General features: G+C 46.9%; 21 protein-coding genes. 18 read left to right on the top strand and 3 right to left on the bottom strand.

The features are described from left to right. The first annotated feature begins 9 nt into the window (after nucleotides 1-9). Entirely contained in the window at nucleotides 10-1617 is a 1608-nt protein-coding gene (locus ACKKE8_RS15015) for a SagB family peptide dehydrogenase (protein ID WP_409178835.1), read from the top strand. A 41-nt stretch (nucleotides 1618-1658) separates the two neighbouring features. On the opposite strand, the gene ACKKE8_RS15020 is transcribed toward ACKKE8_RS15015, so the two are convergent. Further along, nucleotides 1659-3404, bottom strand: coding sequence for a cysteine desulfurase-like protein (locus ACKKE8_RS15020; RefSeq protein ID WP_409178836.1), 1746 nt, complete (start codon nucleotides 3402-3404; stop codon nucleotides 1659-1661). A 175-nt stretch (nucleotides 3405-3579) separates the two neighbouring features. Here ACKKE8_RS15020 and ACKKE8_RS15025 point away from each other — a divergent pair, with 175 nt between their 5' ends. Both ACKKE8_RS15025 and ACKKE8_RS15030 read left to right on the top strand, forming a co-directional pair. Further along, the gene (locus ACKKE8_RS15025) at nucleotides 3580-4092 is read left to right on the top strand and encodes a GNAT family N-acetyltransferase (protein ID WP_409178837.1); all 513 of its coding nucleotides are present in this window, start codon (nucleotides 3580-3582) and stop codon (nucleotides 4090-4092) included. A 115-nt stretch (nucleotides 4093-4207) separates the two neighbouring features. Continuing rightward, nucleotides 4208-5397 (top strand): IS3 family transposase gene (locus ACKKE8_RS15030; protein WP_409174429.1). Its coding sequence is split into 2 segments (ribosomal slippage): nucleotides 4208-4496 and nucleotides 4496-5397, totalling 1191 coding nucleotides; the frame shifts between segments, so codons are not numbered across the junction. Nucleotides 5398-5464: 67 nt separating this feature from the next. Here the strand turns inward: ACKKE8_RS15030 and ACKKE8_RS15035 are convergent. Continuing rightward, nucleotides 5465-6292 carry a hypothetical protein gene (locus tag ACKKE8_RS15035; RefSeq protein ID WP_409178838.1) on the bottom strand — a complete coding sequence of 276 codons (828 nt, stop codon included), beginning with the start codon at nucleotides 6290-6292 and terminating at the stop codon, nucleotides 5465-5467. 254 nt (nucleotides 6293-6546) lie between these two features. Here ACKKE8_RS15035 and ACKKE8_RS15040 point away from each other — a divergent pair, with 254 nt between their 5' ends. The 15 genes from ACKKE8_RS15040 (at nucleotide 6547) to ybaK (ending at nucleotide 25606) form a co-directional block, all read left to right on the top strand. Continuing rightward, nucleotides 6547-7158, top strand: coding sequence for a DedA family protein (locus ACKKE8_RS15040; protein ID WP_409178839.1), 612 nt, complete (start codon nucleotides 6547-6549; stop codon nucleotides 7156-7158). A 184-nt stretch (nucleotides 7159-7342) separates the two neighbouring features. Further along, nucleotides 7343-8827 carry an amidohydrolase family protein gene (locus tag ACKKE8_RS15045; RefSeq protein WP_409178840.1) on the top strand — a complete coding sequence of 495 codons (1485 nt, stop codon included), beginning with the start codon at nucleotides 7343-7345 and terminating at the stop codon, nucleotides 8825-8827. A gap of 188 nt (nucleotides 8828-9015) precedes the next feature. After that, nucleotides 9016-9858, top strand: coding sequence for an ABC transporter ATP-binding protein (locus ACKKE8_RS15050; RefSeq protein WP_409178841.1), 843 nt, complete (start codon nucleotides 9016-9018; stop codon nucleotides 9856-9858). Beyond that, nucleotides 9791-10546 (top strand): ABC transporter permease, encoded by a 756-nt coding sequence (locus tag ACKKE8_RS15055; protein WP_020477521.1) that lies wholly within the window; start codon nucleotides 9791-9793, stop codon nucleotides 10544-10546. Before ACKKE8_RS15050 ends, ACKKE8_RS15055 begins: the two co-directional genes overlap by 68 nt. Nucleotides 10547-10576: 30 nt before the next feature. Then, nucleotides 10577-11572: an aliphatic sulfonate ABC transporter substrate-binding protein gene (locus ACKKE8_RS15060; protein ID WP_409178842.1), complete on the top strand. Its 996-nt coding sequence runs from the start codon at nucleotides 10577-10579 to the stop codon at nucleotides 11570-11572. 78 nt (nucleotides 11573-11650) lie between these two features. Further along, nucleotides 11651-12511 (top strand): tryptophan 2,3-dioxygenase, encoded by an 861-nt coding sequence (kynA, locus tag ACKKE8_RS15065; RefSeq protein WP_409178843.1) that lies wholly within the window; start codon nucleotides 11651-11653, stop codon nucleotides 12509-12511. Nucleotides 12512-12710: 199 nt separating this feature from the next. Then, the gene (locus ACKKE8_RS15070; RefSeq protein ID WP_409178844.1) at nucleotides 12711-13811 is read left to right on the top strand and encodes an ATP-binding protein; all 1101 of its coding nucleotides are present in this window, start codon (nucleotides 12711-12713) and stop codon (nucleotides 13809-13811) included. Continuing rightward, nucleotides 13772-16174 (top strand): DUF5682 family protein, encoded by a 2403-nt coding sequence (locus ACKKE8_RS15075; protein WP_409178845.1) that lies wholly within the window; start codon nucleotides 13772-13774, stop codon nucleotides 16172-16174. Before ACKKE8_RS15070 ends, ACKKE8_RS15075 begins: the two co-directional genes overlap by 40 nt. Then, a complete protein-coding gene (locus ACKKE8_RS15080; RefSeq protein WP_409178846.1) occupies nucleotides 16159-17298 on the top strand; it encodes a VWA domain-containing protein in 1140 nt (379 codons plus the stop codon). Before ACKKE8_RS15075 ends, ACKKE8_RS15080 begins: the two co-directional genes overlap by 16 nt. A gap of 19 nt (nucleotides 17299-17317) precedes the next feature. After that, a complete protein-coding gene (locus ACKKE8_RS15085; RefSeq protein ID WP_409178847.1) occupies nucleotides 17318-20785 on the top strand; it encodes a DUF4132 domain-containing protein in 3468 nt (1155 codons plus the stop codon). A gap of 2 nt (nucleotides 20786-20787) precedes the next feature. Beyond that, nucleotides 20788-22446, top strand: coding sequence for a hypothetical protein (locus ACKKE8_RS15090; RefSeq protein WP_409178848.1), 1659 nt, complete (start codon nucleotides 20788-20790; stop codon nucleotides 22444-22446). A gap of 24 nt (nucleotides 22447-22470) precedes the next feature. Continuing rightward, nucleotides 22471-22761 (top strand): hypothetical protein, encoded by a 291-nt coding sequence (locus tag ACKKE8_RS15095; protein WP_409178849.1) that lies wholly within the window; start codon nucleotides 22471-22473, stop codon nucleotides 22759-22761. 75 nt (nucleotides 22762-22836) lie between these two features. Then, nucleotides 22837-23145, top strand: a complete 309-nt coding sequence (locus ACKKE8_RS15100; RefSeq protein WP_409178850.1) for a GNAT family N-acetyltransferase — start codon at nucleotides 22837-22839, stop codon at nucleotides 23143-23145. Nucleotides 23146-23425: 280 nt separating this feature from the next. Then, nucleotides 23426-25003, top strand: coding sequence for an ABC transporter substrate-binding protein (locus tag ACKKE8_RS15105; protein WP_409178851.1), 1578 nt, complete (start codon nucleotides 23426-23428; stop codon nucleotides 25001-25003). Nucleotides 25004-25126: 123 nt separating this feature from the next. Then, nucleotides 25127-25606, top strand: coding sequence for a Cys-tRNA(Pro) deacylase (gene ybaK, locus ACKKE8_RS15110; RefSeq protein WP_409178852.1), 480 nt, complete (start codon nucleotides 25127-25129; stop codon nucleotides 25604-25606). 41 nt (nucleotides 25607-25647) lie between these two features. On the opposite strand, the gene ACKKE8_RS15115 is transcribed toward ybaK, so the two are convergent. Continuing rightward, nucleotides 25648-26478, bottom strand: a complete 831-nt coding sequence (locus ACKKE8_RS15115) for a hypothetical protein (protein ID WP_409178853.1) — start codon at nucleotides 26476-26478, stop codon at nucleotides 25648-25650. Nucleotides 26479-26518 lie beyond the last annotated feature (40 nt).

A 26518-nucleotide genomic window follows, 5' to 3' on the forward strand; every position in this document is an offset into this window, starting at 1 on the left:
GTGAGCCGGATGAGTCTCGAAAATTTCTTGTACCGCCTTCATTTTGATACAGACAACTCCCGACCAAGTGACCTTGAAGTGGATTGGGGGGATGCACCGCTGACATACAAGCTGTACAGGGGGCTACCTGTCATTCCACTGCCAGAAGACGTTCCACTATCGCTCGTAGATCAAACGGTTTCACAAGAGATATCTCTTCCTGAATTGGGCACCTGGCTATGGTATAGCTACGGACTCATCCAAATCAGCCAATCGTTGTTAACCACGACTTCGGCAGATGCAGGATCTGAGTCGTTTTTGCCGCTTGTAACGAATCGAAGACCGGTTCCGTCTGGGGGAGGGCTCTATCCGAGTGAGCTGTACGTGTATTTGAAGCTATCGAGTATTCCTACAGGTCTTTACCATTACGATGTGGCTCATCACAGACTCGTACAATTGCGCGAAGGGAATTTTGATCACGTCCTTAGCCGAGCGCTTGGTGGCAGTTGTCCGGTACATGCATGCTTTGGATTTGCGTTCATATCCATCTATTTTTGGAAGAACTTTTTTAAGTATGATGCGTTTTCCTATCGATTGCAGGGCCTCGATGCTGGTGTACTGCTAGGACAATTACAGGAAATGGCAAACCAGCTCGGTGTGACGACAGCGGTACATTACCAGTTCCTAGATAGAGCCATGAATGCACTGCTAGGATTGTCTGCCGATCAAGAGAGTGTATACGCGGTAGTTCCCTTATCGTTTCAAACAGAAGGGGAGGGGCATTCGCACTCACAGGCACAATGGACAGAGCGAGGAGAGGAGACGGCAAGCGAGCTAATCAGAGAACTGCCTGAACAAAAGCATGTGCATGTGATGCGCTCAAAAAGAATGAGACAATATCCTGCGCTCCTGCAAATGAATGAGGCTGCCATGCAGGAATCTACCCATTCGTTTACACGTTATTCGGATCAGTTGGAAAGCAAGTGGCCTCGTCGTTCCGATGAGCGAATCCTTCTCCCGCGTTTACAGAAACCAAGCTATGATCTGGCGCAATATTGCCGGGAGCGTTTTTCGCCGGAAATGGACTTTATCAGGAGGAAAACAGACCAGAATCAGGTAGCGCGTATCATGGAAATGACGATGAGCGCTCTATCGTATGGCAATGATTTGGGGGAAAATCAGGAGGTAGCGTGGAGAAGGCTTTCTCTCTTTGTCAGCATTCATCAGGTAGAAGGGATGCAAGATGGCGCATACGCTTACGAACCGCTAGAGCACGCTCTTTATCCGATTGTTTATGGAGATTTTCGAGCACGCCTTCAAGACGGAATGACCCTGGACAACGTGAATCTGTATCAAGTGCCGCTCTGCTTTCATGTGGCAGGTACACGCGATCATTTGATCAATCAGCTAGGGTTTAGAGGGTATCGCATCCAGCAGATGGAGGCGGGAATCGTCGTGAATCAATTGCTTTTGGCAGCGTTCACGTGTGGAATGGGCGGTCATCCGCTACTCGGATTTGACGTGGAGAATTGCGACGATCTTTACAAGCTTAAGACCGAAGAAAAAACCTGCTTGATTCAAATTCCGGTCGGGCACTATCGCCCCCGCGCCAGATTTCAGGGCGGGCTTCATGGATAAAAACGTGGAAGACCCGAGTCGAAGTTGACCCGGGTCTTGTATTATGCTTTTATAATGGCTTTGATACCTTGAATGAAACGGTCAATTTCCTCGTGGGTATTGTACGGTGCCAGCCCCGCGCGTATCCAGCCGCCACTTTCATTGATTCCCAAACAATTTGCGAGTGTTGTCGCATAGAAGTCCCCATCCGCAACGAATATGCTATGCTCCTCGCACAATCGCTCACATATTTCTCGAGGTGTAAACCCTTCGATCCGAAAAGCGATCGTCGGTGTTTTCGGAACATCTTCATCCGCTTGATAGAGTGTGACACCCTTCATTGCGCCTAGTTCTTTTCGCAGCTTTTCTGCCAGCCGATTTTCATAGGCTTCGATCACCTCGTAACCAGAGCGGATTTTTTCAGCGAAGCTATGACCGAGACCAAGCGACGCAACAAATTCGATAGCGGGTCTGATTCCTGCGATTCCTTCATGATTTTGTGTTCCGGTCTCCAGCTTATCTGGATAAGAAGAGGGGGCAGGAACCAATTTGTAAACATCGAGTGCTTCAAAAATTTCTTTGCGGATGACAGCGATTCCCACATGAGGGCCAAAAAACTTGTAAGCGGAACAGAGCAGGATATCGGCTCCAATCTCGTCCCGATGGATAGAGAAGTGAGGGACTGCATGAACGGCGTCGACGGCGACAATGACTCCTTTTGCACGTGCTCTTTGGGAAATGGCAGCGAGATCATGGATCGTTCCGACAGCATTGGAAGCAAGCCCGACTGCCACAAGTCTGGTTCTGGAAGTAAGGAGGGAATCGAGCTCATCTAGTTGTAAAGTAAGTGTCTCTTTATTCACCTTTAACCACCGAACGGTCATTCCGCGATCAGCGGCAACAGTCAGCCACGGGTCTACATTGGCACGGTGATCCATCTCGGAGACGATGATCTCATCCCCTTCTTTCCAATGTCGACCTAATGCTCGCGCAATCGCAAAGGTCAGGGTGGTCATATTCGCACCGAAAGCTACCTCCTGAGGCCTTACGTGGAATAGGTCTGCTACGGCTTCCTTGGCATCTGCAAGGATATCTTCTGTCTCCTTACTCGTTGGAAAGGAGCCGTGTAAATTCGCTCCACCGTTCGCCATATAGTGATAGATCGCATCCATGGAGGATTTTACGACTTGCGAGCCGCCTGGGCCATCCAGATAAACAACTGGTTTGCCTTTGTAAGTTCGTTGTAGTGCGGGGAATTGCTCGCGGACTTTTTCTATTGGGAAATGTTCCGATGCAACTTCCAATCTCCAATCATTGGAACGCATAAAACTTCCAGGAGGGTATTCAAAGACGCATTCTGACTGCAGAGTGAAACCGAGCTTACGGCAAATGGCATTGGAGGCAGGGTTGTCCACGGAGGGATAGGCGTGAATAAACTTGTGTCTTCGTTCTTGGTTGATGCGTGTGATGAGTGAGGCTAAAGCCGCAGAGGCGATTCCTTTCCCTTGAAAGGGGGGAAGGACGCTCCAGCCTACTTCGTATACGTTTTCTCCTTGCCAGATGTGGTCCCAATAGCCGATGCTTCCGACAGGGGTGTGATCTGGCAGCAGTACGATGCTGAACATTCTGCTCGTAAGCTGTCCGTCCTTATTGACGTATCGTTCGTGCCGAGCAAGGAGCTGCTCTTCCGTCTCCGGGCCTCCAAGATGCTCCATCATAGCAGGCTCATTCAAAAGACGCAGCAAGGGAAGATCGTGATCCACCCAGGGCTGAATGCGGACAAGCTCAGTGTTTAGCGTTGTGGACATGGTCTCACTCCTTATCAACTGGATTTCCGTGGTGTCCATCATCATTCGTTATCTCTCATTATTCGGAAAAGATTCCAATTAATCAATCTTCAATTCGTTTCGAGAAAAAGGGGTGGAAAATCATGCTATAATGTTAGATGCCCGAGATATTCACTGAGGGAAGGGGTACCTGTCCATGAATGAAAAAAGAATTCATACACAACGACTCATATTGATTCCATTTACACATAGAATATCGACGAATATTTTGCAAGAAAATTACGAAGAGTTATTGAATATGGGGCTTACATTAGGCAAAGGCTGGCCTGATGAAGATGCGATGGAAACGATACCCAAAATCATCAAAGCACTCGAACTCACAGGGGAACCGACAGGATTTGAATCTTGGATGATCATTACCAAGGATGGCATGAAGATCATCGGTGATGTAGGGTTCAAGGGAGGACCGAATACAGAGGGAGAAGTGGACATCGGCTATGGAATAATTGAAGCCGAGCGAAAAAAAGGCTACGCGTACGAGGCGGCTGAAGGCCTGGCGAATTGGGCGTTGTTGCAGCCCGCTGTGAAAAAGATTACGGCGAAGTGCTTGCTAGATAACATAGATTCCGCAAAATTATTAGTCAAAATGGGCTTTACAGAAATAAAGAGAGACGATACTATGATTTACTGGTATAAGCAGAAGGAATAGCATGAAACATGAAAAAAAGGACGCACACATTGATATTATCCCCTTTGAGTAGACAGTGTAAAAAGCCCGCCCACCTAACGGTGGGTGGTACACTCTACTTGGAGGGGATTTTCTCATGGCTAAAAAAGGTCAAATATTCAAGCGTTATTCCGAGGAGTTTAAGCTGAGAGCAGTAAACATGTATCAACAGGGAGAGATGGGTTATAAAGCAATAGCTAAGGAATTAGGGATACCTAGTAAAACACAAGTTCTACAATGGGTTCGAAAGAAGAATAAAGGCGAAGGTTTTGTGGATCAAAGAGGAAAGAATGGTTCTAGTGACACCCCATTTGTTGGTCGTCCAAGAACCAAGTTTGCTACTGTGGAAGAAGAAAGGGACTATCTAAAGGCGCAGGTAGAATACCTAAAAAAGCGCAATCCCAATCTGCATCTGGGGGGAAGGTATGGAAAATAACTCGCTTTACGATCATAAACGAGCTGCGTAAAAAATATCCACTAACGTGGTTGGTAGAAATTGCGCAAGTGTCACGGTCGGGTTTTTACAAATGGCTTAGCACCAAAGGAAAGCCGTCAGCAAGAAATGAGTTAGATCAGATTCTGAAAAAGCATATGATGGCGATTCATTTGGAGCATCCATACTATGGTTATCCACGAATGCAGATAGCATTAAAGAAGAAGGGATTGAATGCGAATCATAAGCGAATATACCGCCTGATGAAAGAATTAAACCTTCAATCCATCATCAGGAGGAAGCGCCGCTATTTTGGTAAAGCACCTTCGATTGTATATCCCAACTTACTTAACCGTAAGTTTAGAGCGGACAAGCCCAATGAGGTATTTGTAACAGATATTACGTATGTTGCACTTCATAACCGTTACTATTACCTTTCGGTCATTCAGGACCTTTTTAACAACGAAGTTGTTGCCTGGAAAGTTTCCAAGCGAAATGATTTACAACTTGTGTTAGACACTGTGGGGCAGCTAAACGAAGAAAGAGACGTGCTGAAAGCAACCCTACATTCAGATCAGGGCTTCCAATACACGTCTCGACAGTACAATAAGCGAATAAAGGAACTTGGCATAAGTGGCAGCCACTCTCGCAAAGGAAACTGCCTTGATAACGCCTGCATCGAATCCTTTTTCTCGCATCTCAAAACTGAGACATTGTACTTTACTGAGTGTAAGACAGAAGAAGATCTCTTTCAAGCCATTGAAAAATACATTTGGTTTTATAACCATGAACGGTTCCAGAAAAAATTAAACCAGTGTGCCCCGGTTGAATACCGAAACACACTGGCTGCTTAGGCTTTTTTAATTGTGTCTACTTGACAGGGGTAAGACCACATGGCAGTCCTTTTTTTCATGGAAAACATCAGTTGCTGGAATTTTTTATGGGAATATTGTAGATGTGTTTCGTTCCATCTTTATACGTCACTTCGAGTATACCTGATTGAAGGGACGGGCCTTTTGCTTTTACTTTTTTCTTTGTGGAAAACTCTCCTGACTTCGAGTCGATTCGCAACGTAATGATCGAATTGAAGACCTGAATCGTTACGCGCTTGATTTCCTTATTAGAGACTTTTCCTGTTGCTTTGAGTTCGTAATACGATTTAGGGAGCTCGCTCGATTCAGACTGGATCTCAATCTCATCTGGATTGAGGGCTAGCCCTGGAAGAAATTTCGTCTGCATCTTTACGATTTCCTCTTCGCGTTCCTTATCTTCGGGTCCAACGAGGATGTGTACGGAAGCGTTTAACTGAAAATAGTCTGGTGTGAGATCACTCGGCAGTTCGTCTGTTCGAAAATATTCATCTTGCTCAATCGTTCGCCCAGGTTTTAAGGTTTTCTCCTTGATGTCCTGGGTACAGGCAGGTTCGTTTTCACGGTAAGGAAGCTCCCAAGAGTCTCCGGAAGCATACGCTTCGATTCGTGTTGTTACGTCATAGCATTGAGCAGTCGTGTATGTGATCGGTTTTCTCGAAATATTCGTAACAATCGTATTTACGTGGTACTCTGGGGAGTCGAATTTAGGGTTGTCGATTTCGGTAACGGTTACTTGAAAGCGAAGTCCTTCTTTCTTGAATGGCTGCTCAATGAATAACATGCCGGTTTCTTTTGCTTCGGCCACCTTTACTTGAACGGCACCAGCAGTCATAACCAGTAAAAGACATACGAGTGATTGGACAATCTTACGAAGCACACTGTTCACCTCCTAACGATTCGTTCTTGAAAAATGTGCATGGAGGCACCTTCTTAATATTCCATATATTAACTTTCTTTGCAATATTTTTTGCTCGGGAATAGTCGAAATGAAAATTTTCGAAGGAAAGGTAACCCAAGAGTTCCTTCTTTCGTATTGAAATAAAGGAAAAGATTATCGCTTTTCATTGAACTATGCAACGCGTGTCTCTATACTGGAGAGATAAGCATTGGTAAATAATTGTGAGGGATAGCATGCAGAACTGGATGACCCAAATTATTGAACAATATAGTTACTTCGGTATCTTACTTATGATGGCGCTAGAAAACATCTTTCCACCCATACCTTCTGAGGTGATCTTGACCTTTGGTGGATTTATGACGACGCAATCATCCTTAACGGTTTTTGGCGTAATCTTGGCAGCTACAATCGGTTCGGTGATCGGGGCAATCATGCTCTATGGAATCGGTTTTTACCTAGACGTCAAAAAAATAGAGAAGATCGTAGAGAGATGGGGGCATCTTCTGCGCATTAAAACGGCAGATATCCATAAAGCAAATGAATGGTTCGACCGATACGGGTACTGGACGATCTTTTTTTGCCGCATGATCCCATTAATCAGAAGCTTGATTTCCATTCCAGCTGGTATGACCAAAATGAATTTCCCGCTGTTTTTGCTGTTTACAACACTTGGTACGTTTATTTGGAACATCGTCCTAGTGATGGCTGGTCACTTGTTGGGGGAATCATGGGAAGACATTCTGTACTATTTCGATCTCTATTCCAATGTCGTTTATGTTGTACTCGCTTTTGCGGGGATTGCCTTTCTCATTTTTTTCCTCCGCAAACGAAAAGTGGATGCCTAAAACCTTCAAACCATCTTTCCTTCAAGGGAAGGTGGTTTTTTCATTTGGAATCAAGAGGTAAACAAATTATAAAAAGTTGTAATTTTCTTGCAAATACAAGGTGTCGAAATTGCGGTAAGGTGTAGGGAGGGGGAGTAGGTGACATGGGCACCGCCCTTATTCTTGAGGCTGGGGGAGATGCAACTTGATCGATTTGTTACTCGTAAACGGCGTAGTCATTACCATGGACAAAGACCGTCGGGTATTACAGGACGGGGCAGTCGCCATCGATAAAGGAAGAATTTTGGAGGTAGGCGACACCCAACTTCTAAAAGACAAGTATCCCGCGCAAAAGGTAGTCGACTGCGCGCATCATTGTATACTGCCAGGCTTCGTTGACGCACATGGTCATGGCGGACATTCGTTGTTCAAAACGATTGCGACGGACAATATCAACGACTGGATGCCAATTATGACTAACACTTACAAGCACTACGTAACAGACGATTTCTGGTACTACGAGGGAAAGCTGTCAGCACTGGAGCGGCTTAAAGCTGGGATTACGACAGGTGTTAGAGTCCTGGGCTCGATGCCGCGCTCAGATGATCCGATCTTTGCCTTGAATCACGCCAAAGCGTACAACGAGGTCGGTGTTCGCGAAATCGTAGCGACAGGTCCATGCAATCCACCGTGGCCGCATCCATTTAGCCGCTGGGTCGATGGACAGAAAGTAACGAAGGAAGTCACCTATGAGCAGGTTCTCGCTGGAGCAGAAGCAGTGATCGAAGCCCTGAATCACGCGAATAACGATAAAACCAGAGCATACATAACTCCATTTGTCATCGTGACCTCTGTCAATCCATCCTATCCGACGCCAGCTGACCAATTGTTTGGTTTAACCGATTTCGACCGTTACCAAGCGCGGAAAATCAGGGAGATTGCGAAAAAGTACGACACGCGCATCCATTCCGATGCTTTTGGAGGCATGATTCACCTCGCGATTCAAGACAAAGAGTACGCGCTGCTCGGTCCAGACGTACACTTGCAGCATTGTCGGGGAATTTCTTTTGATGAGGCGAAAATTTTGGCCGAAACAGGAACGAATGTGAGTGCTTCTCCTGGTTTTGGTCAAATCAATGCACGCACCCCTATTACGGAATTGCTGGAGATGGGAGCGACCGTTGCGATCACGACAGACGGCACCTCGCCGATGACACCTTTTGACATGTTCCAGGCCATGCGCAGAATGCAGCTACTGCAACAAGCGGCGCTGCGTGATTATTATTACCTCCCGCCAGGCAAACTGCTGGAAATGGTAACGATTGATGCGGCGCGCTGTGTCGGATGGGATGACGAGCTGGGGTCCCTTGAGGCTGGTAAAAAAGCGGATGTCATTACCGTAAATATGCATCAGGCCCACTTGAATCCAGAGAACATGCACGTCCATCGTGTCGTCTATCAGGCAGTCGGTGGAGATGTGAACCATGTCATTGTCGATGGTGAACTGATTATGGACGAGCGCCGTGTCTTGACTGTGGACGAAAAGCAAATCCTCAAAGAAGCCAATGAGGAGGTGAATCGCACAATCGAGCGGGCAGGTCTGGAAATCTACATGCAGCCAAGCAAGTATTTCTGGGGACATGCGCGAGCTTATTTGGATGAGAGAAGATTCGATCCGACGAAGTTGTAGGGGAAAAAAGAGTAGTTGAAGAAGACGACATCTAATGCTGCACACAAAACTTGGATATCGCATTGAATAGGAGAAGGTGCCCACCGCCTTCCCTTTTTTATTGGATTATAGTTGACAAAAACGATAGGATTAATCATTATTTATTCATAATCCCCATCGATAAAGTTGGAATAAAAAGAGGTGCAGCCATGTATCTGACTATTGATAATGTTACGAAACATTTCATGAATGAGCAGAAACAAAAAGTAAAGGTGCTGGATGATATCAATCTAGAAGTGGAAAAGGGCAGCTTCGTTTCCATTGTCGGCCCCTCTGGCTGTGGAAAATCGACGCTGCTCTACTTAATAGCCGGATTGGATCGACCGGACAGCGGTGACATACACGTTGCTGGCAACAAAGTGAATAAGCCTGGCCCCGACAGAGTCGTCGTTTTTCAAGAAGCGGGATTATTTCCATGGCTGACGGTTTTGGAAAATGTTACATACGGGCTGAAGCTGAAAAAAATGTCAGCAGCGAAAGCCGACGAAAAGGCGCTGGAAGTGCTCAAAATGGTCCATTTAAGCAAGTATGTTCATTCCTATCCCCATCAACTCTCAGGCGGAATGAAGCAACGTGTAGCCATAGCTCGGGCACTTGTCATGGAACCCGACATTTTGCTGATGGATGAACCGTTCTCAGCGCTGGATGAGCAGACGCGGATGGTTCTTCATAAGGAGTTGCTTGAGATTTGGCGGACGACCAAGGTCACGATTTTTTTCGTCACCCATAATATCCGGGAGGCCGTTCAGCTTGCGGAGAGAATTGTTGTTTTTGCCACACGCCCCGGAAAAATCAAGGAGATCATTGCGGTTCCTGCCATGCGCGATGGAGTCATGCCGGACAGTGTGACATTAAACACGGAGCAGAAGGTGCTGTCGATCCTGCAAGAAGAGATAGAAAAGGTGCTGAAGGAGGAAATGGGCAATGACTACAGCTTTAAGACGGGTCATCTTCATCGCTATGATAGCGGCGATATGGGAAGTCACATCTAGGTTATCTGGGCTGCCATCGTTCATGTTTCCCAGCTTGACCCAGGTTTTCGAAACACTCGTAAATGGATTGATTAGCGGACAAATTACCGCCGCGATTGGAAAAAGCATGGGACGAATCCTGTTGGGCTTTCTCATTGCCATTATTGTCGGACTGATATTGGGTTACTTCATTTGGAGGTACAAACTCGTAGAAGATACGCTTGGTTTTGTGGTGACTGCGCTTCAGTCTATCCCGAGCATCGTCTGGTTCCCGCTTGCGATTATCTGGTTTGGCTTAAATGACTTCTCCATTTTGTTCATCGTGACGATCGGGGCGACCTGGACGATGACAGTCAACGCGACCAGCGGTTTCAAAAATGTCCCGCCGTTATATCAACGGGTAGCCAAGACTTACGGTTCGTCTGGCTTTCACTTTGTACGAACAGTGATTCTTCCTGCATCCGTACCGCAGATCATCTCTGGGCTTCGAATCGCTTGGGCATTTTCCTGGCGGGCACTCATGGCTGGTGAATTGCTCGGGGGCGGCGGTGGGCTTGGGCAACTGCTCGAGATGGGACGTTCACTTGGACAAATGGATTTGGTGATATCAGTCATGATCATTATTGCGATCATTGGTACCATCGTCGATAATGTTGTCTTTTCACGCATCGAACGCAATGTTCAGATGAAGTGGGGAGTCCATTCATAAAAGAAAAATGGCTAAGGAGTGTGTCGTCACATGCTTAAAAAAGTGTTCAGTACCGTTGTCGCATCCCTATTATTAATGGGGATTGCGAGCGGGTGCTCTACTGGCGGAGCAAAATCCTCTGAGAAGGAAGTAAGGATCGGCTATTTCCCAAATCTGACCCATAGCGCAACGATCATTGCACTGGAAAAAGGCTATTTTAAGGAAGCCTTCGGTGCTGATATGACGATTCAAACAAAAACGGTCGCCAATGGCGGATTGTTTATGGAAGCAATGGCAACCAAAGCAATCGATGTAGGGACAGTCGGACCAGGACCGCTGTTGAACTTTTATGTCAAACATCCCGGGTATCGTTTGATTTCTGGTGCGGTTAATGGCGGAGCTGTACTCGTCATTAATGGTTCAACCAATATTACGGAACTAAAAGATTTAAAAGGCAAAAAAATCGCGATTCCGGTTATCGGCAGCACACAGGATGTCATGCTCAGAAAAGCACTGAATGAGGTTGGTCTGAAACCGACGACAAATGGTGGAGATGTGGAACTGTATGCGGCGGCTCCAGCAGATACGGCAGCATTATTCGTGCAAAAATCGGTTGACGGTGCAGCAACTCAGGAGCCGTGGGGATATGTACTGGAAAATCAGGCAAAAGGAAAATTGCTTCTGGACTGGGATCAATTCGCTTGGGGGAAAGAATCAACGAATACTGTGGTAGCAGCCAGCGATGAATTTTTGAAACGAGAAGGATTGGCAACCGCCTACCTGCAAGCACATAAAAAGGCAGTCAAATTCATTCAGGAAAACCCCGAAGAAAGCCAAGACCTGATCATCAAGCATTTGAAAAATCTGACCGGCAAAGAGCTGAGCAAAAAAGAAGTGCAGGCAGCCTTTTCCCGTTTGGAAGTAACAACGGCGGTTAATGAAAAAGTCATTCAGGAAATGGCAGATATCAGTCAGGAAGCCGGCTATATTTCCAGTAATAAGATCGATGGCTTGATTGATTTGAAATATTTGGAAGCAGCGAAATAATATCGGTGAGAAGGAGGGGATTCAGCAGGAGGAACGAGGGGTGGAAAGGAATTAGATGGGAAAGGAGGTCATGCCGCGATGAGACCACATGAACAAGGAAGTAATCAGCCGAACGACACCTCATTGGAGACACAGATTCACACTGATTTCCAAAAAGAAATGACGTACGGCGATTATTTACAGCTCGATAAAATCTTGTCGAGTCAACAATGTCAATCCACGCATCATGATGAAATGCTGTTTATTATCATTCATCAGGTGAGTGAGCTATGGATGAAACAAATTTTGCACGAACTGTCGGCAGCAAATGAATGCATCTGCAATCACGATCTGGAGCCTGCTTTCAAAATGTTCGCGCGAGTCTCGCGTATCCAACAGCAATTGATTAAATCGTGGGATGTCCTGTCTACACTGACGCCAGCCGATTACCTCCAGTTCCGTGACAAGCTGGGTCATTCGTCCGGATTTCAATCCTATCAAAACCGATTCATCGAATTTACGCTAGGATATAAGAACCAGCATGTCCTAGCAGTGTATGCGCATCAACCTGAGCTTCACGCCCAAATGAGTGCGGCCTTGCAAGAGCCAAGCATTTACGATGCGGCGATCAGGGAGATGGCTGCTCGTGGCTTGCCGATTGATCCGGAATGTTTGAATCGCGATTGGTCACAGCCATATCAACCAAATCAGAGTGTAGAGCAAGCCTGGTTGACCGTGTATCGAAATGTGAACCAGTATTGGGATTTGTACGAGTTGGCAGAAAAGCTTGTGGATATCGCCAGCCAGCAACAACAATGGCGCTTTAATCATATGACGACAGTCGAACGCATCATAGGCCAAAAGTCGGGAACAGGAGGGTCATCAGGCGTTATGTACTTACGCAGAGCACTCGATCACCGTTTTTTCCCGGAGCTTTGGAGCTTACGGACGCTGTTGTAAAAAACTCTACAAAAAAAGCGGGAAAAGCGTCTTGGGGACCCAGGGCGCTTTTTTTTCGTGTAGTACTCATTTCACATCTTTTCACATATCTTTCCTAATATTGGGCACAAATACCCTTCTTTTCCTGACAAACATATGTTTTCATTTTTAGTGGTATACATATTTTTCAAGAACAACCAGAAATGGAGTGGGCATTTGGATGGAAACAATGAAGCCACCTATGGAAGTGTTATATGCAAAACAGCTGAATGCGCTGCGATCCCATGATACAGGGACAAAACCTCCCAATTGGCTGATGTCGCCCAGAGCTGTGCGCGATTTTATTTTAGGAACGGATGACCCCCTCTCTTATGAGGGCGAAAGTATACCGATTACGAAGAAGTTCTATGGAGACGATGTGCTTATTGAGCGTGCGATCGTCACATTGGCAGGCAATCGCGGCTTGATGCTCGTCGGTGAACCTGGAACGGCAAAGACGATGCTGTCAGAGCTGCTGTCTGCGGCCATCTCCGGTACGAGCACGAATACGATCCAAGGCACCGCAGGAACGACAGAGGATATGATCAAATACTCCTGGAACTACGCGATGCTGCTGGACAAAGGTCCATCGCTGCAAGCGCTGGTTCCTTCGCCGCTATACACCGGTATGAGCAAGGGGATTATTACGCGATTCGAAGAAATTACCCGTTGTCCGTTTGAGGTTCAAGACGTGTTGATTAGTATTTTGAGCGACAAGGTAATGAACATTCCCGAGCTGTCAGACGGCATCCTGTTTGCCAAGCCCGGTTTTAATATCATTGCAACAGCGAACCTGCGGGACAAAGGCGTCAATGAAATGAGCAGCGCGCTCAAACGCCGCTTTAACTTCGAGACAATCGCGCCGATTAATCATGTGAAAATGGAAGCACAAATTATCGAATCCCAAGCAAAAGTGATTCTGGAACAAAGTGGCGTAAACATCGAAATCGATCGGGATGTGGTTGAGATATTGGCGACGACCTTCATGGAACTGCGTATGGGCGAGACCAAGGAAGGGTTCAAAATCGATTCCCCTCAATCCGTGATGAGTACAGCCGAAGCCGTATCCGTCTATGTCCAAAGTGCAATGACCTCCCATTACTATGATGGCAGGCCAATTTCCATGGATCGACTCGTACAGAACATGCTGGGAGCGGTCGTCAAGGAAAACCAAAAGGACGCAAATATCCTGAAAACCTACTTTACCAAAGTGGTCAAAGAACGGGCAAAGGAAGAGGGTCTATGGGGAACTTATTACAACGAGAAGAAATGGATCAAATAAACGGTCAAGACCGCTTCATCAAATCATTCGTCGAAGAAGAGGTCTACAACCTCAGCAAACAGGTCGTCTATTTCCCGGTTCGTCATCATAGTCCTGCCTGCTCGTTTCATTTGAAAAAAACGATCGAAGAGTATCAACCGGAAATCATTCTGATTGAAGGCCCGGACCATAGCAATCATATCATTCCGATCTTGACGGATGAACGGACGAAGCCTCCTGTGAGCATTTATTACGCGTACGCCACAGGGGAGCAAAAATACGTCTGTTACTTTCCGTTTCTTCTGTATTCGCCAGAATATGTAGCCTTGGTCGAAGCAAAACGCCGGCAGATTCCTGCTGCTTTCATTGATCTAAGCTACGGAAGTCGCCTGGAAAGCTTGGAAGACGGTCATGATTTGAAAAAGAAGAATGAAAAGCTGTCCTATCACGATGAGCGCATGCTGGCAGGCTCGCAGTTTATTCAGCGATTGTGCCAGACGATGAAATGCCGGAACTTCGATGAGCTATGGGAAAAGGTTTTTGAGATTGATGGTATCCGCAAAAAGACGCAGGATTTCGTCAAGGATGTCTTTGCCTACTGCTACCTGTCTCGAAAATGCTATGATGACGCAGCTTTGGAAGCGGAAGGCGATTTGATTCGCGAGGCACACATGCGTCAAAAAATTGCAGAGGCGAAGCAAAAACATGCGAGAATTCTCGTGGTTACCGGGGGATTTCATACATACGGACTCATCGAGGAACGCAAGACTTCCTACAAGATACAAAAGGTGCGGGAAGAAAAAATATATCCGATGGTGTACACGTACCAGGAAGCAGATCAGTTGAATGGATACGCAAGCGGGATGCCGTACGTTCACTACTACGAGAGTGTGTGGCAGGCACTGGAGAAGAAGGAGCGTGCTCCTTTCTCGAAAAGCGCCTTGGTGTACCTCCCGCAACTGCTCAAAAGATTGCGTGGCAAGGGAGAAACGACATCGACTGCGGATGCGATCGAAGCGTACAGCCTCATGAACGGCTTGGCAGTCATGCGGGAAAAGGCCGAGGGCGGTGCTTATGAGTTGATCGATTCCGTTCTCTCTGCTTTTACAAAAGGCGAACGCTCGATTGCAACCTCACAGCCGATCGAGACATTGCGAGAGCTGTTGACCGGAGATGGAATCGGTGAGGTTGCCCCAAATTCACTGGATGTGCCCATCGCTCGCGATTGCAAAGACAGATGTAAATCGCTAAAGCTGGCGATAACCACAACAGGGCGCAATCAGAAGGTGCTAGAGCTGTATGCCAAGAAGTCGCATCGCGAAGCCAGCCAGTTTTTTCACTGCATGCAGTTCTTGGGTACTGAATTTTGCGCCAAAGAAGCAGGACCGGACTGGATGAACAACCGAAATGTCAATCTTGTCCGAGAAACATGGCGCTACAGCTATTCCTCCTTCGTCGAAGCCCGTCTGATCGAGAGCTCGGTCTACGGTGGGACGGTGAAAGAGGCAGCTGCGCAAAAGCTAGCCGATATGGTAAAAGAACTGCCGCAGCACCAGAGCCATGAGCTGGCAAAATGGCTTATGATGGCGGTTGTTATGGGATTGGAAGAGTTATCCGAAAGGCTCTTTGAATCTGTAGAAGAGTCCGTTAGGCAGGATGGACATTTTCTCTCTCTTTGCAAAACGTTGAAGACACTCACGATTCTTTTGGAGCAGAAACGGTTGTTCGGTCTTATTGAGACAGAACGGCTGGAGAACTTGGTGGAAGAAGTATATTACCAGGCTGTGACCAAAATCGTCGAGCAGGGAAACCCGAACCCCAACGAACTGGATGAGTTGGCTGATCAACTCAAATTTCTCTACATGCTGAGTGAGAAGAGACAGGCGGATGATTCCCGAGAGATTTTCAGTGATCAACTGCTGGAATTGCTGCGTAACGACAAGCTCCCCGCGAAACTGGAGGGGGTAGTGGTCGCAATCTTGTGCAATCTCGAAGTGATAGAACGCGCAGAAATCTCCAGACGTGCGCGTGCTTATATGTTCGGCTCGCCTGAGCAAATGCTGCATACCGCCGCGTATTTACATGGCGTTTTTATCGTGGCTCGTGACTACCTCTTTCATCAAGAAGAAATCTTGCGCGATCTACATCAGATGATTACATCCTTGGCCTACGACGACTTTTTGCAAGTGGTGCCTGAATTGCGATTGGCGTTTACATATTTTAGCCCAATGGAAATTAGTATGCTCTCGGAAAAAGTGGCAACTCTCTTCCAAACGACGGTGGAACAAGTCACGAATCCAGTCATCGATGAGCGTACCTTGCGTGATGCCCGCATGCTCGATCAAGCGATCAAGGAGGAGTTTGCCAAATGGAACCTGATTTGAGCCGCGAAGCCTTGAACCGCTGGCGGTTGTTATTAGGCTCTCATGCCGAGGAATCATTGGAAGGCAGCGGGGTCTATCAATCATCCGAGTTTTCCTATCAGGAACTGGACTCGATTCTTGAATTTTTATACAACCGTGAATACGGAGAAGAGCAAGGGTATCGAAAAGAAGGTGGTCGGGGAGATTCGGCATTGACGGTTCCCGCCTGGCTGCATAAAATCCGCAAGCTGTTTCCCAAAAAGACGGTAGAAATCCTCGAGCGGCAAGCTCTGGACCGCTATAACATGACAGAGCTGTTGACAGACAAGAAAGTGTTGGAAAGTATGGAGCCCAACATGACCCTCTTGAAAAACATCCTGCAATTCAAAGGCAGGATGAAAGGAGAGGTCGTGAAAAGTGCAAAGGAAATTGTACGCAAGGTCGTAGACGATTTGCGGCGTCAGCTTGAAAATGAAGTGCAGACCAGCATCGTCGGCAAACGCAATCGTCACAAACGCGGCTATACGAAGTCGATGAAAAATCTGGATGTGCATAAAACGATCCGCAAAAATTTGAAAAACTACGATCGCAAAAAAAGCCGTTTTATCATCGATGAGCTGTATTTCCACAGCAATATCCAGCATCACAACAAATGGAACATCGTCATTGTCGTGGACGAGAGCGGCAGTATGATGGACTCTGTGATTTACAGCTCCGTTATGGCAAGTATTTTTTACAAGCTCGCTGCCTTGAAGACGCATTTGGTTATTTTTGATACGAAGGTCGTTGATTTGAGCGATAGACTGGATGATCCGGTCGATGTGCTGATGAGTGTGCAGCTTGGTGGGGGGACTCATATTGCCCAAGCGCTCAAATACGGAAGAACACTGCTGGAAAATCCATCGAAGACGATATTTATCCTCGTCAGCGATTTGGAAGAAGGCTATCCGATCAAGGAAATGTATCGTGAAAGCAAGGAGATTATCGACGCGGGCTGCAAGTTTTTAGTGCTGACGGCTTTAGATTTCAATGGCAACGCTACGTACAACCAGCATGCTGCAAGGGTATTGAGCGATATGGGGGCAAACGTCGCCGCGATCACGCCCGATGAGCTCGCGCAATGGATTGGTAAGGTTATCAAATAGAGAGAAGGAGGAGTAAGGAATGGTTTTACGAAAGACAGATCTGAATCCGGTTACGAAGAAATTTGTGGAGGAGTTTATCAGTGCAAGTGATCGAAACAAGCATTTGTACGATCAAATCGCTGATTACGTTGCAGGTGACACAGACGAATGCCCGGCAATCGCAGAGGACCCGCGCTTTTACAGCTATACGGTTCGATCCGAATTTGACAAGCTGAAAAAACGCGGCGAGGAGCTGGCCTTCTATCGAGCAGCTGTACTGATCTACAAGGCAAGCAACCGTTTTTACGATAAGAAAAACGTGATGGATGAGTGCTTTTTGGATCAGATCGAACTTCAGGGTATGAAGAACATGGGTGATGCTGATATCCGAGCAAAAGATCAGAAAGCATTGGAGGCCATGAAAAAAACGATCGAGCATTTCGGACATGCGTTGTTTGCCGAATTTTTGTTAAAAGCCGCGGAGGATTATCGCGTAAGCATCAGCCGTGATTACTCCTCGACATTTGATCGGGCCGAATTTTTGCTATTCATTTCGTATGCGTACACGATTTCTCCGAGCTTATTGGAAGAAGCAAAAGAAAAGCTTATGCCGAGCTACTATTACCTAGTTACAGGTGATACGCGCGAATATATAAAAGAGCTGCATACCATTGCAAAAGAAGTGGTGACCATGCAGTTTTCGAGCAACAATTTGCTGACCAACGAGTCGTTGTACCCTTCATACGTCAAGGAGAAAAAGGCTGCGTTGCGAGAAAAGTATTATCCAGGAGAGCAGGTTAAGGAAGGCTCCCTATTGAACCAGAAGCATTTGAAGCGTTATATGGAGCTGGTCATCAGCTTGCTGTATTTCCGCATTCACGTCAAAGGCGGGATCAGTACATTCCTGAAGAAGGAAGAGGAGATCGATCAGGAGCTGCACAACACCTTGCAAATCCTTTTTGACATGTTCCCGCTTGATATCTTGTCCGAAGATAAGAGACTGACTGACCTCGTGCAAATGGATGAACCTTACGATCTACTGCTGGGACTGCGCGAGCATTTGCTATCCCCGCCAACGAATTGGGAACAGGTGAAGCAGCTGGTGCTTGACGACGTAACGAAATCAAGACGAGCGCTTGAGCTTGCTTCGATCCCGATAGTCAAAGGATTTTTGCACAAAACGTTGGCGGTAAATGGTGTGGATCTCTCCGAATTCCAGCCGTCTTTGGAAGGGATTGTTCAAGACGCGTTGCGCCGTGCAAAGGGCTCGACAAAGCTGGCGAACTATTTGGATGAAAAAGCTGTACTAGAGGATGTACTTGAGCATGTTCATCTGGAGGACGTACAACTCGTAAGACAGCAAATGATCCTGCTGAGCTTCTTGCCTGTGGATCATCTGTTTATTGCGCGTCTGATTCCGTTCATGTGCCAATACAAAGACAAGTCCAATCGCAGAGTAGGCCATATGTGCTTCGCTCATGCGTTCCAGGATCGATTGACCGCCATCATCGATCATTACCAGAAGGACGAGGCTGTAGATATCCAGACACTTTTCTACCAGATTTTGTCGATCAAGGAGACGCACTATTATTACACAGACGTCAATGAAGAGGTTTATCGTTCGTTGGTCGTAGCGAATCCAGAAATGAGTCTGGCTCAATTTGACAAGCTGGATACAGAGCTTCGCGTGTTTGTGATGCAAACCCTATTAGCGGCAAAGGAGACGCTGTCAGAGGAATTGCGCAACCAAGCGATTCTGCTCGGGGTGGCTGACAGCTCGAAGAAAGTGAGCAGCCTCGCAGGTGCAGCGTTTCTTCAGGCCAAAGACAAGGAGCTTTATCTGCACGTCTATCAAACCGAGAAAAAAGCAAAGGTCAAGGAAATGGCGCTTGATGCAATTCGCTCCCTGGACAATAACAAGGAGATTTTCCAAGAGCTGTTGACAACAGAAAAGAGCAGCAAATTTAAAACGCTGCTACAAACATTTATCGACGCCGAGGAGAAAGGGCCAGATGCGAGCTTGACCCATTTGGGCAACCTGACTGACAAGCGCAAGCTCACACGAATTAAATGGATGCCACTGGAGCGCATGCCAGTCCTTCTCGACCAAGACGGCAACGAGCTGGGTCAGGAAGTAATGGAGTACATGCTAACCGCTTCGATCGATTTCCCGACAGCGCCAAACCAGTTGGTACTTGACTTGAAACCGTCTCTGCAAGCGGCATCTGTTGCTGAATTTACCGTAGAGGTTTTGCGCACATGGCTCGATAATGGAGCAGTTGCCAAAGAAAAATGGGTCATGCCGCTCTGCGTCGCTTTCGGAGATCGACGTATAGTCGATACGATTGGTCAGATGATTAAGGAGTGGACAGATCACTCTCGTGGTGCTTTGGCTGCGGATGGCGTGCGTGCTCTATCGTTCTCGAATGATTTGACTGCGCTGCGTCTCATCGACCAGATCAAGCGTACGATCAAAAACAGGCAAGTCAAATCAGCAGCAGAAGAGGCGCTGTCCATGGCGGCTGCGAATCAAAACATTTCCGCGATGGAACTGGAAGACCGACTGGTTACCACGCTTGGCTTTGATGCGGCCGGCAAGCAAGTGTTTGACTACGGCGACCGCACCTTCACGGTCAAAGTCAGCAACGAGCTGGAGCTGGAAGTCACGAACGACAGCACAGGAAAAGCGGTCAAAAATCTGCCTGCACCGTCCGCGAAAGACGATCAGGAGAAGGCAGAACAAGCGCGATTGACTTTTGCTCAATTGAAAAAAGACCTGAAAAATATGGTGAAAGTACAATCTCTTCGTCTGGAGGAGTCCCTGTCCAAATCACGATATTGGTCAACGGCAGCATGGAAACGTCTCTTTGTGGAGAACGTGTTGATGCAAAAATTCGCGATCGGACTGATCTGGGGTGTATACGAGGACGGAAAGCTCGTAGATACATTCCGCTATATGGACGATGGAACATTTAACACCGTGGACGAGGATGAGTATGAGTTGGCAGATGAGCAGCTCATTGGTTTGATTCACCCACTGGAACTGGACGAAGAGACGTTGAACGGCTGGCGTACTCAGCTGGAAGATTACGAGATTACTCAGCCATTCGAGCAGATGAATCGTGAAGCGTTCCTGCCTACGGAAGAAGAAATAAAAGCCAATGAATTGCTCCGCCTGCCTGTTGAATCGTATTCACCTACCGCTTTTGCGAAAATGATGGAGAAATTCGGCTGGGTCAAAGGAACGCCGCTCGATGCCGGTTATTATTATGAGTTTTACAAACTATATGACGGAATTGTGGCTGAGTTGAAAATCAGCGGGGCGAGTATTTCATATTGGGAGGGCATGGAGGATGTGAAGCTGGAAGCGTTGGCTTTCTTTCCAAATAAAGATGCCGAGTACAAGCATTTTTACTTCAAACCAGTGGATCGGCTGAAGCTCACCGATATTCCAACACGCATTTTCAGCGAAACCTTCTATGATGTCATGCGAGCAGCAGGAAAATAACGATGGCGGATTTCACATCAGAATTTCATCGGTTTATCGCGCTGTGCAACGAAGAGTATCTGATTAAATACGCGAACAAAGGAATTTACAATCGTTCCATCAAGGAAATGGAAAAAGGAATGACCGTTTCCTACGAGTTCGGGGACGATTACGTCGAGTGTGCGCTGTCAGATGACAGCGTATGCCGACTTCATGCAGATATTATTCGCTTTTCCTGCTCATGTCCATCTGACAAGATATGCAAGCATGTCATCATCGCCATCGTCTACTATGCTCAAAACCATTTGCAAGCAGGAGCAGAGACCGCGGAAGAGCTGGAGACTTACAAGCCTGACTTTAGCTGGCTCTTGCAATTGCAGCCGACTCACATTAGCAAGGCTTTTACCCCAGCGCAGCTGGAAGAAGTGTTGTTTCGCCTCGACTATTTCGAGGAAATGGAGATCGTTGAAACATCCTTTTTAACCATGACATTGCGCACCCAAGATATATCCGTATCTTTTGACAGTGAATCGGAGATCGGGAAGAGCATGTGCACCTGCAAGGCGAAAGGAAATTGCTTGCACAAGCTGGAGGTCATTTTGCGATATCGGGCCATGCATCAGCTACAGGATCGTGAGCAGTTACAAGCGTCCGTAACCGATGTCAGCTACGAACCGGATGTCGTAGCGGAAGCCAAATCGCTAATCGCAGAGATTCTTGGCATCGGCTTGGCGAAGCTATCCCAGACGATTTGTACACGGCTGGAGCTGCTTGCTATTGCTGCGCATAACGGCAATCTTCCCCGCGTGGAAAAGGACATTCGGGGTATTCATGGGGAGCTGAACTTATTTTTTCAGCGTCATGTCAAGTTTTCAACGGAAGCGTTGCTCGACCGGCTTTCCCGGGTGTATCTCAGTTTGCTCGCCTTAGAGAAGACCGATCACACCGAAGCGAAAAAGCAGCTGCTCGGCAGCTTCAAGAGTAAGTACCATATGGTTCCGCAGTTAAGTCTGTATGCATTGGGAGCAAATCCATGGGAGACGCGGTCAGGGTACAAGGGGATTACGTATTACTTTTATTCGCTTTCTGATCAGCGCATCTACACATATACAGAAGCGCGCCCCGTATATTATGAAGGCATATCTTTTTCGTTTAAGGACAGCTATAAAGGCAAGGTACCCTGGGGCGAGTTGATCTCCATGGAGGAGCTCTCTCATTCACAGGTCATCCTGACACAGGCAAAGACGAATCGGGAGCAGCGCTTGTCTTCCAGTGAAGAGACGCGGCTAAGCATCGTGCCCAGGGACAATATCGAAGAGCTGGATCTCGGCAAGGTGTTCGTTCGCGACTGGTCAAGTGACGGGAAGAACGCGGCAGGCGATATGTTTGAGACTGCGTTGGACTCGGTTTTTATATTAAAAGCGAACAAGTTCAATCAAGTCGAATTCGATCAGAAGACACAGCAGTTGATTCTGACGATCGAAGACGAGCAATGTCATTCCCTCCAATTGAGCATCTCCTATCAGGGGAAATTCGCCCGCAATATACGTCATCTTGAGCAAAACAAACGGCTGCTAGAGTTGCGTGATGTGTATTTGCTTGTGCAAAAAATAGGAGATGGGCTTTATCCGATCAGCATCATGCAAGGCAAATCGCTGACGAGCTTTAAGTTAGACCTATAACGGTGAGGGAGTGGACGTAAAATCATGGAGGAGTTATATTCCTTTACCGAAAAGCTAATGGATTGGCAGGAACGCTTGTTACTCAAAGGAATCCATAAACTTGACAGGCAAGATTTGCAGGAGCTGAAAAAGCTGCAAGAGCTCGCGACCGAATACGATATGAGCTTCCTCGCCGCATTGATAGAAGACCTACATGTGGAAGGCAATCGCTATTTGCAGGAAGTAAAAGCGGATGCGGAGTTGTTAACGCAGCAGTATTTGTATGTGGTGCAGTACGTCAATATGATGAAAAATCCTTTGACTCGATCATCGTAATAGAAGCTAGGGAAGAAAGAGAGATTCTTGAGGAGTCTCTCTTTTTTTTATGGCGTATTTTGTGGATGAGAATGGTTGGTCGTTCCCGAGGATTGGGAGAAGTTTCACGAAAATGACCACGATTCGGATATAGCAAGAGCATCTGATGCCATTTATTTTCCTAGATCTGAAGCGGGAGCGAGATTGTGGACAGAGCAGCAAGCAGCCAGAGTCCCTGACGGAGACAATATGCGGCTTGCAATTGAAACCTTGGATGGAGAATTGGTAGGGACGATCAATTCGCATCACTGTGATCCCCGGAATGGAAATTTTCAATATGGGGTGGCCATTTTCCGCGACTATCATCGCAGAGGGTATGCTTCGGAAGCCGCAACGATTGCATGAACACCTCGGTTTTCAACTGGAGGGTACGCCTCGGAATATGATCTATACGAACGGCCAACATTATGATGAATACATATACGGCCTGTTAAAAAGTGAATTTGTCAGATAATCTCTGAACAACTCTATCGCTGCCATAGGGGAGAGTTTTTTGTTTATATATAAAGTTGTAAAGAAACTGAAAATAAAGGTAAATAAAGTGAAAACATAATGACAGAATATTATTTAAAATAAAACATGTTTGAATGCTAAAACATTGGCAACAAGAATTGGGGGAACACAGATGAAAAAGAAGAGCTTTTATCACACGCTGATTGCTATGACAATCGCGGTATCTGCGGCTTTGGCAGGGTGTTCGTCGGGGCAGGATGCGTCCACTAACGCTGGACAAGCAGGGGGTACTGCGGAAGCTGGCAAAACAGGAGGAACCCTCGTCATCGCTCGTCTGTCCGATGCGAACAACCTCGATCCGCATTTCCTGTCCCAAATCCCTTCAGCAGCAATCGTTCATCACAAAGTATACGAAGGGCTTGTCCGGATGGATAAAGAAAGCAAATACGTCCCATCCCTGGCAAGTGAGTGGAAGCAGCTCGATGACTTGACATGGGAGTTCAAGCTGCGTCAAGGCGTGACGTTCCATGATGGTGCACCTTTCAATGCAGAAGCGGTAATGGCAACGATCGCTCGCGTTCAGGACCCTGCCGTTGGCTCCAGCCGGATTAATATGTTTGAAGCCATCAAAGAAGTGAAAGTAGTAGATGAGTACACCGTACAGTTTCTTCTGAATTACCCGTACGCACCGCTCTTGTCTGTTTTGGCGAGTGCAGAGGGAAGCATCATTAGCCCGAAAGCCATTGAACAATATGGAAAAGATTTGAGCAAACATCCAACCGGTACAGGCCCGTACAAATTCGAAAAATGGACGCCTGGCCAAGAAGTGGTTCTCGTGAGAAACGATAGCTACTATGGTGGTACACCAAACCTGGATAAAGTCGTTTTCAAAACTGTACCAGAAGACACGACTCGCCTAGCCATGGTTGAGACAGGAGAAGTTCACGTGGCAGAAAACCTGCCTGTGACAGACATCGATCGCGTACAAAATTCTCCATCGATGCAATTGGGTCGATACCCTGGGTTCTCGGTCGATCACATTGGGTTGAATACAAAGAAAAAGCCTTTTGATGATGTGCGTGTTCGTCAAGCCATTGCCCACGCAATCGACAAGAAGACCATTATTGAAGGCGTTTACAACAGCGTGGGAACACCAGCTCACTCCTCCATTACACCAGCGATGGTTGGGTACAGTCCGAATGTAAAAGACATTCCGTATGACGTCGAGAAAGCGAAGCAATTGCTCGCAGAGGCTGGATATCCAAACGGCTTCAAAGCAAAAATCGCGTTGAATGACAACAAGGCCCGCATTAGCGTAGCCGAAGTACTGCAACAACAACTGAAGCCAATCGGCATTGACTTGCAACTGGACGTTATGGAATTCGGGGCTTATATCGAAGCAGCATCCAAAGGGGAGACAGACCTGTTCATGAGTGGATGGGGGAATGCTACGGGCGATCCCGATTACAACCAAGCGAACCTGTATCACTCGAAAGCACATGGCGCACCTGGTAACCATTCCTTCTACAACAATCCGGAAGTGGACAAGCTGATTGACGAAGGACGCAGAGAACCAGACGCAGAAAAACGCAAACAAATCTATGAAAAAGCACAACAAATCGAAATGAACGAAGCACCGCTTATTCCGTTCCGATTCTCCGAGAACTTGGCGGCGATTCAAAAGAACGTACAGGGTGTATGGATTAGCCCTGCAGGCCATATCGAGATTGACGAGGTAACGATTCAATAAGAGTAACCAATAGCACGCCGCTGACATGCTTGTGTCAGTGGCGTTTTTCTATTGAAAAGTAGAACGTCATCCCCTAAGATAGATTATATTTTGTTGACCAGCGTGTAGCGGAGGTGAAATGGCGTGAAGCAAGGTAAAACGAATGCGATGCGGATATTGGATAAAGAAAAAATCGCATACACCATGCTTACATATGCAACGGATGATGGAAAAATCGACGGCATCGCTGTCGCCCAAAAGATCGGTCGTGAAGAGAACGTTGTCTATAAAACATTGATTTCGCAAGGGACGAGCAAAGCGTATTATGTGTTTGTCATTCCCGTTGAAGCCGAGCTTGATCTCAAAAAAGCGGCGAAAGCAGTTGGCGAGAAGAAGATCGAGATGATTCCCGTGAAAGAGATTACCAAAGTATCTGGGTATATTCGTGGTGGATGTTCGCCAGTGGGGATGAAGAAATTGTTTCCGACGGTGATCGATCAACGGGCACAATCGCTAGAGACGATCATCGTCAGTGGCGGAAACATTGGCGTGCAAATCGAGATGAAAGTAGAGTGCTTGTTACAAGCAACAAAAGGCACTTTAGCGGATGTAACCGTATCATAAAGACAAAAGGCCAAGGCATTAGCTTGGGCCTTTTGTTTTGTTTATAGAAAGAGTCCCTTCCATACTTGGAAACGGGTGTCGCATGAGCAACAGTTCAATTCACCACCAAGATAAGGAAGTTGGGCAAGTAGTTTTTTATCCTCAATCGCAAATGCACGTTGGTATAATGCCTGAAGTCCACTGTCATTTGTCATATCCGGTCTTTTGGCGATGATCGAAAATCGTTTCGCTGTACCATGAAAAACGGGGTCTTCTTCGTAGGCGAACAAGCTTTCCTCATCCTCATCCTCATCCGGCCATAAATAGATAGACTGATCGCACGTCGGACACACTGTCACATATTCTTCTCCCTCAGAAAAGGTGAGAAGCATGTTGGCAATGTCTTTATCCCCACGAAAGGCAGCGTCCGCAGCTAGTATGTAGCGTTTGTCTGTGTCATGCTCTCCCATCCGTACTAAGTGAAGGATTGATTCTGTTTGCTCTGTCAGCGATAGAATGGCACGGCGGTATTCACGATAGATCTCTCTGATGGTCTCTTCATCCAATAATGGTGTCTGATCGCGTAAAAACTCCGATGGCACATCCATATGAGGCGCATTTTCGCTACTGGCTTCGAAAATGCCGCAGGTTATAAAGATGTCCAACAGAATATCAGGGCTCTCTGTTTTTAGAGCAATCTCTACTAAATAGGGAACAGCGGCATATGTGCATGGATAAATCGTATTTTGATGATACAGAAGCTCCCAATACAACTCTTCTTTTTCCTCGGAAAAATAGTCGTGCTGAATATGCTGGATGAGCGCTGGGACGCGATCAGAAAAACCATAAGGACCTTGTAGCGTTCCCCATACAGGACTCGCTAAATCTAGCATTGGAATATCACCTCTCTTGCTGAAATGTGCCACTATTCCC

The sequence above is a fragment of the Brevibacillus fortis genome (assembly GCF_046196545.1).
GTDB classification, from domain to species: Bacteria; Bacillota; Bacilli; order Brevibacillales; family Brevibacillaceae; genus Brevibacillus; species Brevibacillus fortis_A.

Coding starts and splice junctions, on each gene's coding strand:
- ACKKE8_RS15085 (WP_409178847.1), top strand. CDS start 17,318: ATGGTTTTACGAAAGACAGATCTGAATCCGGTTACGAAGAAATTTGTG.
- ACKKE8_RS15055 (WP_020477521.1), top strand. CDS start 9,791: ATGACTACAGCTTTAAGACGGGTCATCTTCATCGCTATGATAGCGGCG.
- ACKKE8_RS15090 (WP_409178848.1), top strand. CDS start 20,788: ATGGCGGATTTCACATCAGAATTTCATCGGTTTATCGCGCTGTGCAAC.
- ACKKE8_RS15040 (WP_409178839.1), top strand. CDS start 6,547: ATGCAGAACTGGATGACCCAAATTATTGAACAATATAGTTACTTCGGT.
- ACKKE8_RS15115 (WP_409178853.1), bottom strand. CDS start 26,478: ATGCTAGATTTAGCGAGTCCTGTATGGGGAACGCTACAAGGTCCTTAT.
- ACKKE8_RS15095 (WP_409178849.1), top strand. CDS start 22,471: ATGGAGGAGTTATATTCCTTTACCGAAAAGCTAATGGATTGGCAGGAA.
- ACKKE8_RS15025 (WP_409178837.1), top strand. CDS start 3,580: ATGAATGAAAAAAGAATTCATACACAACGACTCATATTGATTCCATTT.
- ACKKE8_RS15050 (WP_409178841.1), top strand. CDS start 9,016: ATGTATCTGACTATTGATAATGTTACGAAACATTTCATGAATGAGCAG.
- ACKKE8_RS15070 (WP_409178844.1), top strand. CDS start 12,711: ATGGAAACAATGAAGCCACCTATGGAAGTGTTATATGCAAAACAGCTG.
- kynA (WP_409178843.1), top strand. CDS start 11,651: ATGAGACCACATGAACAAGGAAGTAATCAGCCGAACGACACCTCATTG.
- ACKKE8_RS15075 (WP_409178845.1), top strand. CDS start 13,772: ATGGGGAACTTATTACAACGAGAAGAAATGGATCAAATAAACGGTCAA.
- ACKKE8_RS15015 (WP_409178835.1), top strand. CDS start 10: ATGAGTCTCGAAAATTTCTTGTACCGCCTTCATTTTGATACAGACAAC.
- ACKKE8_RS15020 (WP_409178836.1), bottom strand. CDS start 3,404: ATGTCCACAACGCTAAACACTGAGCTTGTCCGCATTCAGCCCTGGGTG.
- ACKKE8_RS15105 (WP_409178851.1), top strand. CDS start 23,426: ATGAAAAAGAAGAGCTTTTATCACACGCTGATTGCTATGACAATCGCG.
- ACKKE8_RS15080 (WP_409178846.1), top strand. CDS start 16,159: ATGGAACCTGATTTGAGCCGCGAAGCCTTGAACCGCTGGCGGTTGTTA.
- ACKKE8_RS15060 (WP_409178842.1), top strand. CDS start 10,577: ATGCTTAAAAAAGTGTTCAGTACCGTTGTCGCATCCCTATTATTAATG.